The sequence below is a fragment of the Chitinophagaceae bacterium C216 genome (genome assembly GCA_028485475.2).
Lineage (GTDB): Bacteria > Bacteroidota > Bacteroidia > Chitinophagales > Chitinophagaceae > Niabella > Niabella composti.
On sequence record CP144143.1, the window covers coordinates 361,950 to 374,444 of the forward strand.

13 protein-coding genes are annotated in these 12,495 nt (G+C 41.7%); 3 read left to right on the forward strand and 10 right to left on the reverse strand.

Annotated features, from left to right (window positions below; all coding sequences use genetic code 11):
* Positions 1–48: 48 nt before the first annotated feature.
* The 5 genes from uvrB to rsfS form a co-directional block, all read right to left on the reverse strand.
* Entirely contained in the window at positions 49–2,088 is a 2,040-nt protein-coding gene (gene uvrB / locus PIECOFPK_RS01455) for an excinuclease ABC subunit UvrB (RefSeq protein ID WP_330974571.1), read from the reverse strand.
* A 142-nt stretch (positions 2,089–2,230) separates the two neighbouring features.
* Entirely contained in the window at positions 2,231–2,671 is a 441-nt protein-coding gene (locus PIECOFPK_RS01460) for a gamma-glutamylcyclotransferase (protein ID WP_330974572.1), read from the reverse strand.
* Positions 2,672–2,689: 18 nt separating this feature from the next.
* Positions 2,690–3,334, reverse strand: a complete 645-nt coding sequence (locus PIECOFPK_RS01465; protein ID WP_330974573.1) for a lactate utilization protein C — start codon at positions 3,332–3,334, stop codon at positions 2,690–2,692.
* Positions 3,335–3,337: 3 nt separating this feature from the next.
* Positions 3,338–5,389: an ATP-dependent zinc metalloprotease FtsH gene (gene ftsH, locus PIECOFPK_RS01470; protein WP_330974574.1), complete on the reverse strand. Its 2,052-nt coding sequence runs from the start codon at positions 5,387–5,389 to the stop codon at positions 3,338–3,340.
* A gap of 60 nt (positions 5,390–5,449) precedes the next feature.
* On the reverse strand, positions 5,450–5,851 hold the full coding sequence (gene rsfS, locus PIECOFPK_RS01475; protein ID WP_330974575.1) for a ribosome silencing factor: 402 nt from the start codon (positions 5,849–5,851) through the stop codon (positions 5,450–5,452).
* A gap of 78 nt (positions 5,852–5,929) precedes the next feature.
* On the opposite strand from rsfS, the gene PIECOFPK_RS01480 reads away from it, so the two are divergent.
* Positions 5,930–6,712 carry a biotin--[acetyl-CoA-carboxylase] ligase gene (locus tag PIECOFPK_RS01480; RefSeq protein WP_409966345.1) on the forward strand — a complete coding sequence of 261 codons (783 nt, stop codon included), beginning with the start codon at positions 5,930–5,932 and terminating at the stop codon, positions 6,710–6,712.
* A gap of 43 nt (positions 6,713–6,755) precedes the next feature.
* Here the strand turns inward: PIECOFPK_RS01480 and PIECOFPK_RS01485 are convergent, their stop codons facing one another.
* The 4 genes from PIECOFPK_RS01485 to PIECOFPK_RS01500 all read right to left on the reverse strand — a co-directional run bounded on the left by PIECOFPK_RS01485 (position 6,756) and on the right by PIECOFPK_RS01500 (position 9,384).
* Positions 6,756–7,550 (reverse strand): glycerophosphodiester phosphodiesterase, encoded by a 795-nt coding sequence (locus PIECOFPK_RS01485; protein ID WP_330974577.1) that lies wholly within the window; start codon positions 7,548–7,550, stop codon positions 6,756–6,758.
* A gap of 92 nt (positions 7,551–7,642) precedes the next feature.
* Positions 7,643–7,966 carry a DUF4157 domain-containing protein gene (locus PIECOFPK_RS01490; RefSeq protein WP_409966346.1) on the reverse strand — a complete coding sequence of 108 codons (324 nt, stop codon included), beginning with the start codon at positions 7,964–7,966 and terminating at the stop codon, positions 7,643–7,645.
* A gap of 114 nt (positions 7,967–8,080) precedes the next feature.
* The gene (locus PIECOFPK_RS01495; protein ID WP_409966347.1) at positions 8,081–8,605 is read right to left on the reverse strand and encodes a YceI family protein; all 525 of its coding nucleotides are present in this window, start codon (positions 8,603–8,605) and stop codon (positions 8,081–8,083) included.
* 107 nt (positions 8,606–8,712) lie between these two features.
* Entirely contained in the window at positions 8,713–9,384 is a 672-nt protein-coding gene (locus tag PIECOFPK_RS01500; RefSeq protein WP_409966348.1) for a DUF2461 domain-containing protein, read from the reverse strand.
* A 207-nt stretch (positions 9,385–9,591) separates the two neighbouring features.
* Between PIECOFPK_RS01500 and epsC the strand changes: the two genes are divergently transcribed.
* Positions 9,592–10,425, forward strand: a complete 834-nt coding sequence (gene epsC / locus PIECOFPK_RS01505) for a serine O-acetyltransferase EpsC (RefSeq protein ID WP_330974581.1) — start codon at positions 9,592–9,594, stop codon at positions 10,423–10,425.
* A 30-nt stretch (positions 10,426–10,455) separates the two neighbouring features.
* Positions 10,456–11,367, forward strand: a complete 912-nt coding sequence (gene cysK, locus PIECOFPK_RS01510) for a cysteine synthase A (RefSeq protein WP_330974582.1) — start codon at positions 10,456–10,458, stop codon at positions 11,365–11,367.
* A 37-nt stretch (positions 11,368–11,404) separates the two neighbouring features.
* On the opposite strand, the gene PIECOFPK_RS01515 is transcribed toward cysK, so the two are convergent.
* The gene (locus tag PIECOFPK_RS01515; RefSeq protein ID WP_409966349.1) at positions 11,405–12,481 is read right to left on the reverse strand and encodes an ABC transporter permease; all 1,077 of its coding nucleotides are present in this window, start codon (positions 12,479–12,481) and stop codon (positions 11,405–11,407) included.
* Positions 12,482–12,495 lie beyond the last annotated feature (14 nt).

A 12,495-nucleotide genomic window follows, 5' to 3' on the forward strand; every position in this document is an offset into this window, starting at 1 on the left:
CAAAACCTTGTGTTTTTTTATCGTGTGCATTATCAAACAATTATTGTTTTATTGTTTCATCGCTTCTAGTTCCCTTTGAAGCCTGAACATCTCATCTCTTAATCTGGCAGCCTCCATAAAATCCAGATCCTTGGCTGCTTTCTCCATTTGCTTTTTAGTTTGAGCAATAGCCTTCTCCAGTTGAGGAATGGTTTTATATACTTCTTGTTCTTCAGCTGCAACGGTTACCATACCCTCAACCGCTCCGGCAGCTTTAGGAGATTGAGCATCGTACCCCTTTATTTCCAGCACGCTTGTTTGCTTGAATACATCCTCTTTTGACTTTTTAACGGTGCGGGGAGTGATGTTATGAGCAATATTATACGCAATTTGTTTTTCACGTCTGCGGTTAGTTTCATCAATAGTACGCTGCATGCTACCCGTAATAGTATCGGCATAAAAAATCACAAGACCGTCGGCGTTACGTGCAGCTCTACCCGCCGTCTGTGTCAGCGATTTCTCATTACGTAAAAATCCTTCTTTATCTGCGTCCAGAATAGCCACCAGACTTACTTCGGGGAGGTCGAGTCCTTCACGTAGTAGATTGACGCCCACCAACACATCAATTTCACCCAACCGTAACTGACGCAAAATTTCTACACGCTCCAACGTGTCCACTTCGCTGTGGATATATTTAGACTTGATATTAATACGATGTAGATATTTATCCAACTCTTCCGCCATGCGTTTGGTAAGTGTTGTTACCAATACGCGATCTCCTTTTTTCACACGCTTATCAATCTCATCCAGTAGATCGTCAATCTGATTTACACTCGGACGTACTTCAATAGGAGGATCCAACAAACCGGTAGGTCTCACAATCTGCTCCACGATTACACCACCGGTTTTTTCCAACTCGTATTGATCCGGCGTTGCAGAAACATAAATCACCTGATTCTGCAAGCTCTCAAACTCATGAAAGTTTAAAGGGCGGTTATCAAGCGCTGAAGGAATTCTGAACCCATAATCCACCAGTGTAAGTTTACGGCTTCGGTCTCCGCCATACATACCGCTAATCTGTGGTAAGGTCTGATGGCTTTCATCAATTACCATCAGATAGTCCTTTGGAAAATAATCCAACAAACAGAACGGGCGTGTTCCCGGAGGTCTTCTGTCAAAAAAACGGGAATAGTTTTCTATACCATTACAATATCCCAACTCTTTAATCATCTCCAAATCATATTCCACGCGTTCTTTAATCCGTTGGGCTTCTATATATTTTCCATTATTTTTAAAATATTCTACTTGGGCTTCCATCTCGTCCTGTATTTCATAAATTACCTGTTGAATGATGTCTTTGGAAGCCACATAGATGTTTGCCGGGAAGATAGCCGCATTTTCCATTGTACTAATGCGCTTTCCCGTAGTTACTTCAATAGACTCTATCTCTTCAATCTCATCGCCGAAAAAGGTAACACGATAGCCATGGTCAAGATAAGGTAGATTAATATCCACCGTATCGCCTTTTACTCTGAAGGTACCTCTGTTAAACTCAATCGTAGTGCGTGTATATAGAGAATTTACTAGGGCATGTAGAAATCCTTGACGGGAAATGGTTTGTCCCCGGTGAATGCGAATTATATTGTTTTCATAATCCAGAGGATTCCCTGCGCCGTATATACAACTTACCGAAGCGACCACAATAATATCCCTTCTACCACTCAATAAACTGGTAATGGTTCTTAATCGAAGTTTATCCAGCTCTTCATTGATGGCGAGGTCTTTTTCAATGTATGTATCACTTACAGGTAGGTAAGCCTCAGGCTGATAATAATCATAGTAGGATACAAAATATTCTACAGCATTTTCTGGAAAAAACTGTTTGAACTCACCATACAATTGTGCTACCAATGTCTTGTTATGCGTAATCACTAGTGTGGGACGCTGTGTATTCTGAATCACATTGGCGATGGTAAAAGTTTTCCCACTTCCGGTTACACCCAATAAGGTTTGATACTTCTCCCCCCGCAGCACACCTTCGGTGAGCTGTGCAATGGCTGATGGCTGATCACCTGCCGGCGGATATGGTGCGTGTAGTTTAAACGGCAATGTTGTAAAAATTTAATCTTCAAAATTAAAGGATAAAATATTGAATATGGATGCATCATCCACACCTTCATGTAGTCTGTTGAAGCTAATAAAAGTATATAGCCGGGATAAGTACTATATGTTCTTGAGAATATCGGTTGCTTTATAAAGGAATACCCTCAATGCCGGGATAATCTAGCATATTATCAATATCCAGAATAGGAAGATCTTTCGCCTCTTTATAATACCAGTATACCCATGTGGTTACTTTTTCGCCAGTCTCCAAGGTAGCTTCAGTGAGTGCTCTGGCATAGTTGTTATCATATTCTTCCTCTTCGTCAACAAACATCCCCTCATAATCGTCCAGCTGAGCAAATGCAAAAGACAGTTCTTTGAGATTCCTTATTTTGTAAAGCTCGCCTTTTATGAGACGGCCTGTGTCATGAGGGGTACCTACAGGAAATGTGCCCATATCGTAAATAGTACCCACCACTGTTGCGGTGCCCACAAGATTAAAATATCGGGCAATGTATTCATAAGCCGGGCTTTTAAATCCGCTCAGCAAGGAACCGTATACAAACAGATACTCACTTTGTGTTGACATAAAAACAATTTGATATGCTTAGGCCAGCGGTTTATCATCAATAAGAAATACATATACCTCTTTAGGACCATGAACACCTACCACTAATGTTTTTTCAATATCAGCAGTACGGCTAGGCCCGGTAGCGAATGTTATCAGCGAAGGAATTCGATCATTATATTTCTGCTTTATACCTTCCAATGCATCTCTCACATCGTATACCAACTGGCTCGTTCTCGCAATACAAATATGTACCGGAGCATATACGCTAGTACGCCGTCCGCTTTGTTCGGCAGCACTCATTACAATACTTCCGGTTCTGGCCACCAGAAACTCGCAACCGGTAATGGCTACATCACAATTACTAAGTTCTTGAAAAGAGGCGCCAAAATCAATGCCATTTCCCACTAGCTGCTTAATCTGCTCATCAATACAGTAAATGGATGACCAATTTTTCTGGGCCAGCAATCCTTTTAATTGGACTGCCAGATCCTGCTCATCCAAGCAAAAAATAAATTTTCCTTGCAAATCGGTAAAGCGCTCGGCAAACTCAACTTCAATCTCCTGAGTAAGGGGGGTATAAACCGAAGATTGCCCTTCGCTTTTAGGGAAGGGCAATAAAATAGGTTGTACCAACGCTTCTTTTATCTTCTTTAATACACTATCTTTCTTGTTGGGTATCATAATTTACATGGACTGGTTGGTAACATCGCTGTCATAAGGAGGCACACCGGCAGAAATTTCTCCTGATGCGGCATGTTCGCCTTCTTCATCCAGCAATTTCTTTTCCTCGTAAGGCCGTGGGCCAATCAACGCAGCTACATCGGCTTGGAACAATACTTCTCGTTCCAGTAAGGCTTCTGCTAGCTTTTCTACTTCTGCCTTTTTCTCTATCAACAAATCCTTGGTACGTTTGTAGCATTTGTCTATCAGACTCCGTACTTCTTCATCAATCAGCTTCGAAGTTTCTTCACTGTATGGTTTGGTAAATGCATTTTCCTGATGTGGATCGTAGAAACTTACATTACCTATTTTTTCATTCATACCATAAATGGTTACCATACTGTACGCCATACGTGTAATCTGCTGCAAGTCGTTTTGTGCTCCAGTTGAAATCTTACCGAAGAAGATTTCTTCGCTGGCACGTCCACCCAACGTCATACACATTTGGTCTGTCAGCTGATCGGTATTGTATAGATATTGTTCCTTCGGTGTGTATTGTGCATAACCCAAAGCCGCTGTACCCCGCGGAACGATCGTTACTTTCAGTAGCGGATAAGCATGCTCCAGGAACCATCCGCACACGGCATGGCCGGCTTCGTGATAGGCGATAATTTTCTTTTCCTCTGGAGAAATAATTTTGTTTTTCTTTTCTAGTCCGCCTATTACACGGTCTACTGCATCCTGGAAATCTTCCATATCAACGCCGTTTTTGTTTTTACGAGCGGCGATCAATGCGGCTTCGTTACAAACATTAGCTATATCCGCTCCGGCAAATCCGGGTGTTTGTTCGGCCAATTTGTGAATATCCAGATTCTGAGATGTCTTAATATCCTTCAAATGCACTTTAAAGATAGCTTCGCGTCCTGCCAGATCCGGTTTATCGATAGAAATTTGTCTATCAAATCTTCCCGGACGCAGTAGCGCTGAATCCAGTACATCAGGTCTATTGGTAGCTGCTAGTACAATAATGCCTGAATCGGAGCCGAAACCATCCATTTCGACCAGCATCTGGTTTAAGGTACTTTCCCTTTCATCGTTGCTCATCAGAGCGTTTTTGCCTCTAGCTCGTCCGATGGCATCAATCTCATCAATGAAAATAATACAAGGAGCTTTTTCACGAGCCTGCTTGAACAGGTCGCGCACACGGCTAGCTCCTACACCCACAAACATTTCCACGAAATCTGAACCACTTAGACTAAAGAAAGGCACCTGTGCTTCACCCGCCATTGCTTTTGCCAGCAGAGTTTTTCCGGTTCCGGGAGGACCTACCAGTAATGCCCCCTTAGGAATCTTACCGCCCAAGCTGGTGTATTTTTTAGGATTGCGCAGAAAGTCTACTATTTCCATCACTTCTACCTTCGCCTCATCCAAACCAGCAACATCTGCAAAAGTGATATTAACTTTTGTGCCTTTGTCGAACAACATGGCTTTGGACTTACCGATGCTGAAAATTCCGCCCGGACCACCTGGGCCACCGGCACCACCACTCATCTTGCGCATCAACAACAGCCATACACCCAATAAAAGCACAAATGGCAGCAGATAGCTGATAAGCTTTCCTAGAAAATCACTATCGGCATCGGTATTGGGTATTTGTTTGGGTATTTCAGGATGATCTTTATAAAAGTCATCCATCTGCTTTACAAATGTGGGCCCATCGATAATTTTAAAATAAAAATGCGGAGCTGCACTGCCACTACTCAACGTCAGCTTATCGATATTGGGATACTTCGAAAGCGCACTTTTTTTAATCCAAACGCGCACTTCGTCTTTATTGGTAATTACCGTATGCTTCTCCACATCGCCCTGAGCCACCATTTCCTGGAAATCGGATAGCGTAATCTCGTGCCGACCGACAGAACCCATAGGGCCTAACAGTTGCAAACCTAGCATTACGGCTAGTATGATGATAAAAGCCCAGTAGCCACCGAACCGGGGCGTTTTTTTAGGATCGCCCGGATTGGCATTTTTATTATTTGGAGAAAACGGATTCATTTTCTTTTCCTGCTTCGCCATTGTTACCTATTTGATATATAAGGTTTAAAACCTTAAAAAGTTTATGCTATTATTAAAAAATTATTTATGTTCTTCCATCACGGCATCGCTCCACATTTCCTCAAGATTATAAAATTTTCTTGTCTCCGGAAGCATCACATGCACTACAATGTTCACATAATCCATAATTACCCAATGCAGATGTTGATGACCTTCCTTGTGAAAGACGTTCTCCAGACAGTTTTCCTTTACTTTTTCTTCAATATTATCCGTAATTGCCCGTATTTGCGGACCACTGGAGGCTTCACAGATAATAAAAAAATCTGCCACCGCTTCTGGTATTTTTCGCAAGTCGAGTGATACCACATTCTCGCCTTTTTTCTCCAGAATTGCGGCCAGAATTGTTTTAAATATCTTAGATTTTTTAGTGAGCCTAACCGATATGAATTTTTTACGTTTTTTTAGGGAAGCTAATGGTTCCAATATGAGATTATATTTTTTTAAAGTAGATGTGGTTTGTTAATACTTAAACTTACTTATTTTGTCCAAAAATAAAGAATATTGGTACAACAATCAGCAGATAATTGCCCTTTTCCCTTTATAATTGAACTTTTATCGGTAGATAGTACCAATAATTATGCCCTGAGCCTTTTAAAGCAGGAAAAACTGACGGAGCGTCAGGTAATCGTACGCCACGGCACAGCGGTTTTTGCTCACGAACAATATGCCGGCAAAGGACAAAGAGGCCGCTCCTGGCAGTCCCAAAAAGGGAAAAACATTCATCTCAGTATCATTTTGGCCCCTCAAAAAATCGGAATACAACGCCAGTTTGCACTAATAGCCATTGTGGCAGTAGCCGTACGGAATTTTTTGGAAACATATGCCAATAGTGACCTTACCATAAAATGGCCTAACGATATTTACTTTAAAGACCGGAAAGTCGGAGGTATTTTAATCGAAAATATCATCAACGGAAGTGAATGGAAATGGGCTGTGGCAGGTGTTGGTGTTAATATCAATCAAACCGAATTCGAAACCGAACTGAGGGGTAAAGCGGTATCACTAAAACAAATTACAGGCAGAAATTACGATTGCCTCGAACTGGCCAAACTATTGGCTGCTCAGATATTACAAGCTTATAATGAGTTTGCAGCGAACCCTTCCGAAGCACTCATCCATTACAATAATCTGCTATATAAAAAGGGAGAAAAAGTGTATTTGGAAAAAAAGAACCAACAGTTTGAAGCAGTTATTAAAGAAGTATTATCTAACGGACAACTGGTAGTGAACACCGATAAAGAACTTCGATTCAATTTTGGAGAAATAAAATGGGTTATGGAGTAAGCTACATCCATAACCCAATATTTTTTTATAAAATACACACTTCCTATTTGCCCAATTTCTTCAACAGTAATTCCGGTTCATTGGTAGTGATATAGTCAATACCCTGAGCCAAAAAGTAATCCATATCCTTCTCGTCATTTACTGTCCATACATTGGTAAGAACTCCTAGTTTTTTAGCTCTAGCAATCCAATCTTTATTTTTCTTAAATACTTTGAAATTATAATCAGCATCCAAATTATCAGCTTTGAGTTTTTCTGGCGGCACATCTCCGTTCAGGTATTGTACCGAGGTGTGCGGTTCCATCGCTTTTACCTTTTTACAAACATCGTAGTCGAAAGAAATATATACCACCTGTTCTTGCCCTTTCAATTCGCGTACCATATTCACCACCTTCTCCGCAAGTTTTAAAGAACGCTCTTTGCTGATTTTTGAAGGTTTGATTTCCGCAACCAGAATGGTCTTATCCTGCTTTAAACCCTCTTTCAAGTACGCCTCAAGTGTAGGAATTTTTTCACCGTTAGGTAATGTTTTCGTCAACAGCTCTTGATAGGTTGAAGTTTCGATGGGAAGACCCATAAACTGCGGATCGTGATTTACCACCACCACTTCATCTTTAGTCATATGTATATCAAACTCGGTCCCGCCACAACCTAGTTCTATTGCAGCCTTAAGAGAGGCGATGGAGTTTTCAGGAGCTCCGGTATTTTTAAACGCACCGCGATGCGCTACCACCTTATTGGCAAACGGTTTGATTGCAAGTTTTTTTGAGGATTTAGAGGAAGAACATGCTGCCACTACCATTGCAACAGCTAAGGAAAAGAATACTAGTTTTTTCATATGAATAACAATTATTGTTTTTAAGCAGATTATCCCTTGTTGAAAACTAGTCGGCAATTTAAGTTTTTCTTACGGCAAAATACTAATTGAAATCAGTACTTCAAAATGAATCGCTGTTGAATAGTAGCATCCTCTTCGGCTTCCCGTGCCTCACATTCTAGACCGCATCGATAATACCCCACACGCACTGTTTGCCATAAATAGGTAATAATAAAGCGTATGAAGCCCAATCGTTCGTACTGCTCTATATGCTTCAGCTCATGCCGCAGCCAACGTTTATTACTTAAAAACTCTTCCTTAGACACACCGTACAAATGAATGCAATGTCCTAATACCATAGCTATAGCCTTGGTACGCAGCTTTAATCCGGCGAGTCGTGCCCAAAAAGAGTTTTCTTTTATCGTAAAAACTTTCATAAACCGCTTTTACTTCCTGTATTACGAAGATAGCAGGAACAGCTCAAATGGTGGCATAGCAAAAAGGCTGCCTTGTAGCAGCCCTTTCTCTTTATATCCATACGGATTAAAAAACTAAGCTTGTTTAACCAATTCTACATTCGCCACCACCTTTACCTCGTCACTCACTACTACCCCACCGTTATCGGTAACTGCATCCCAGGTAAGGCCAAATTCCTTACGATTGATTTTCCCAGTTGCTTCAAAGCCTGCAACGGTCTGTCCGTACATATTGGGACCAACCCCGCCTAATTCCACCTTCAGGGTTATAGACTTTGTAATGCCCTTCAATGTCAGATTACCCGTAAGTTCATATTCATCTCCGTTTTTAGTAACAGCGGTAGATTCAAAGTTGAGCTTAGGATATTGTTCCACATCAAAGAAGTCTGCAGATTTTAAATGCTGATCCCTTTGTTCTACACCAGTGTCGATGCTGTTTACATCTGCACTAAAGGTAACTTTCGCATCGCTGAAATCTTCTTTTTCTGCCTCCACCTTACCTTCAAATGTTTTGAACTTGCCAGACACAGTAGATATTACTAGGTGCTTTACTTTAAATCCGATTTCGGAGTGCATGGGGTCTATTGTCCAAGTTGCCATAATCTTTTATTTCTAAACCACAAAACTAGTGCCCAAATACTCCGAGCCCATTAATGTAGATTAAGTTTCCTCTTTTTTATTTATTTGATGATGATGATAGGAAGGAGCTATACTAATGCACTATTCAGAAATAGATTCAATGGCTGTAGCACTTCAAAAGCCTTTATCACCTTTGTTACAAGACTCTTATCGGTAAGTTCGGCATCATTTATATTTGAAAGGGCAATAAAGCTTTTATGCTTGAGATATGCTGCAGCAGGATTATCGGCCTCATAGCCTTTAGGAACCCGATTAAGCACTTGCCCTTCCTCCGCATACAATCCCCCGTATACTTCTTTAAATTTTCGAGACTTAATAATCCTTTCAAAGTCTGCAAGATTATAATCAATTTCCTGACGCACCTTCGCCAACACATCCGAAGGAGGCATCCACATACCACCCCCTACAAAACTCTCTCCTGGTTCCAGATGAAAGTAATAACCTGCTGTTACAGACTTCCGACCTTCATTATTGATATAAGCCCCAAAATTAGTTTTATAAGGACTTTTATCTTTTGAGAAACGAATATCACGGTTGATGCGAAACATGCAGTCCTTAGCTCTCAAATGGGCAATGGAAGGTTCTTTCTTGCTAAACTGCTGAATAATGGTATCGATAAAGCTGGCAAAATCTTCCCGAGCAGCTTCATAGGCAGCGCGATGCGCATCAAACCACGTTTTGTTGTTATTCTTCTTTAGGTTTTTTAAAAATTGTAAGGTTGAAGGTTGTAGCATGGACATTCCTTTCTTGCTAATTTAGGCATATTTGCAGCAAGGATGTGGCATTACCCCCTGCCCTCCAATGATGTGTAACCTTTTTGACAAATTGCAATAAAACATCATCTTTTTATCAGCTAGGCAACCATTATCTGCAAAAGCCCGAATCGTGTTGATTTTCGATTTCGCCTTCAATGAGTTATTTTTGTCTGATGTGTTAACTGGATACTCATGAGTGAAGATTTTATAAAATCCCTGTTTAAGAGAAACGCTAAATGCTTTTCCGGCTTTCCCGATAAAGGTGCGGTAGAGCACTTTATTGATGAGCTATATACACTATTGTTTCTCCCCAATGATATCGATCATAAATGCGAAGCTCAGTTAAAAGAACAGTTTGAATCGTTGCAGGCAAGATTTGCCGACCTGCTGAAGGATGTGATACAAGACCCCGTACGTGTAAAACATGTTACGGAAGCCTATTTCGACGCTTTACCTTCGATTTATGAAATGCTGCTGAAGGATGCTGAAGCACTATTGCAATCGGATCCTGCGGCAAAATCGCTGGAAGAAGTAATGGCGGCCTATCCCGGCTTTTATGCTACTGCCGTACACAGATTGGCTCATGAACTGTACGAACACAAAGTACCCGTTATTCCGCGCCTCTTCAGCGAATACGCACACGGCAAAACCGGTATCGATATTCATCCGGGTGCTACCATCGGTCATTCCTTTAGCATAGACCATGGAACCGGTGTGGTAATCGGAGAAACCACCATTATCGGAAATAACGTTAAAATCTATCAGGGTGTTACACTGGGCGCGCTAAGCGTAAAAAAAGAACTTGCCACCCAGAAGCGACACCCAACCATCGAAGATAATGTAGTGATTTATTCAGGTGCTACGATTTTAGGCGGCAATACTATTATCGGCAAGGACAGCATTATTGGTGGTAACGTATGGCTGACCAGCAGCGTGCCTAGCAACTCAGTTGTATATCATAAAAGTGAAATCAGCGTAAAAGATATGCTTCCTCCCGATGATAACGTGCTGAATTTCGTGATTTAACCTATTCAATTTTTCAAACCATAAAAGAAATTGAAAGCTCTAAATATATTACAGACCATTGGCAATACCCCTCACGTAAAAATCTCTAAACTTTTCGACAGCGCATATGAGGTCTGGATGAAACTGGAGAGAGCAAATCCTGGAGGTAGTATTAAAGACCGCATCGCTTTGTCCATGATTGAAGATGCCGAGCGAAAAGGTTGGTTGAAGAACGATTCTGTAATTATCGAACCTACCAGTGGTAATACGGGTATTGGCCTAGCATTGGTGGCCGCCGTAAAAGGATACAAACTTATACTGGTAATGCCCGAAAGTATGAGCGTGGAGCGTAGAAAGCTCATGAGTGTATACGGTGCCGAGTTTGTATTGACCCCTCGCGAAAGAGGCATGACAGGAGCCATTGAAAAAGCTAGAGAATTGGCAAACACCATTCCTCAGGCTTGGATTCCCCAGCAGTTCAATAATGAAGCGAATACCGAAATACATCGCAAAGCAACCGCGCAGGAAATATTAAATGATTTTCCCGAAGGTTTTGATTATCTCATCACGGGTGTTGGTACCGGAGGCCATATCACAGGAGTAGCTGAAATATTGAAAAAGCAATTCCCCCATCTTAAAGTATTTGCAGTAGAACCGGAGCTGTCGCCCGTCATCAGCGGAGGGGCGCCTGGGGCGCATCCTCTTCAGGGACTCGGGGCAGGATTTATTCCGGCAATTCTTAATACTACAATATTAGACGGAGCGATCACTATAGGAAAAGATGAAGCCTTTGACTATGCCCGCCAACTAGCGAAGCGGGAAGGCATTCTGGCCGGAATTTCTACTGGAGCGGCATTGGCGGCTATAGCTAAAAAACTTCCCGAAATTCCCCCAGGTGCGCGGATTCTCACTTTTAACTACGATACCGGAGAAAGATATTTAAGTACGGATGGATTATTTTAGTATCGAATGGAGAACGGATGAGATAGCCATCCGTTTTTTATAAACGTCCTTTTACGTTTAGTGCATCACGTAATCCGTTACCCAAAAGGTTAAACGCAAGCACCAATAACATGATGGCAAAGCCCGGCGCCAGCGCCAGCATAGGGTTTTGAGTAATGATAAAATTATAGTTTTCCTTTATCATAAGCCCCCAACTAGGCATAGGAGGCTGCACCCCTACTCCTAAAAAGCTAAGGCCGGCTTCAATAACTATTGCCGAAGCAAAATTAGCAGCTGCAATTACCAATACCGGCCCTACAATATTGGGCCAAATATGTTTTGCGATAATACGCATATCCCTAAAACCCAACGCGCGTGCGGCTTCCACATATTCAAGTTCACGAACGGCCAACACCTGACCCCTTACAAGTCGCGCCACATTCACCCACATGGTTAGTCCCACTGCAATAAACACTTGCCAAAAACCTTTACCCAATGCAAGCGTAATCGCAAATACTAGTAACAGCGTAGGAATACTCCAAATGACATTAATGAACCACATGATTACTTCATCCACCCAGCCACGATAAAAACCGGCTAGCGAACCCAATACCAGCCCAATGCTGATTGAAATGAGTACCGTAATCATACCCACACTCAAACTTACACGCGTGCCTACAATAAGTCTGCTTAAAATATCCCTTCCATAACTATCGGTACCCAGCCAATAAGTATGTGTAACCACGGGGCGTACAGCCAGTGCCGCTTTGGCGTAGCTTATTCGTTCACTTACATCTTCATCTATATACCTAAATGCAATAACGCTATCTTTCGTTTCGGAAAAACTATTGATAGGAATATAATCGTATACATCGGGCTTACCATACACCAATCTTTTGAAAAAACTCACCTGTTGGGGCTTTTCTTTTCTAACCAACAGAAAAGGTTTCTCAAATCCGGGCTTTTGTCCGCCTATTTCCAAAATAATTCTGTTAGCATACGGAGATGCATCCGGTGCTATGAAATAGCAGAAAACTGCAACGATTACGGAAATAATGATAACAATCAGCCCCCCGAGAGCTCCTTTGTTTTTTTTAAGCCTTCGCCATGTGGGACTATTGAAAAAACTCCTCATTATGCCAAATGTAT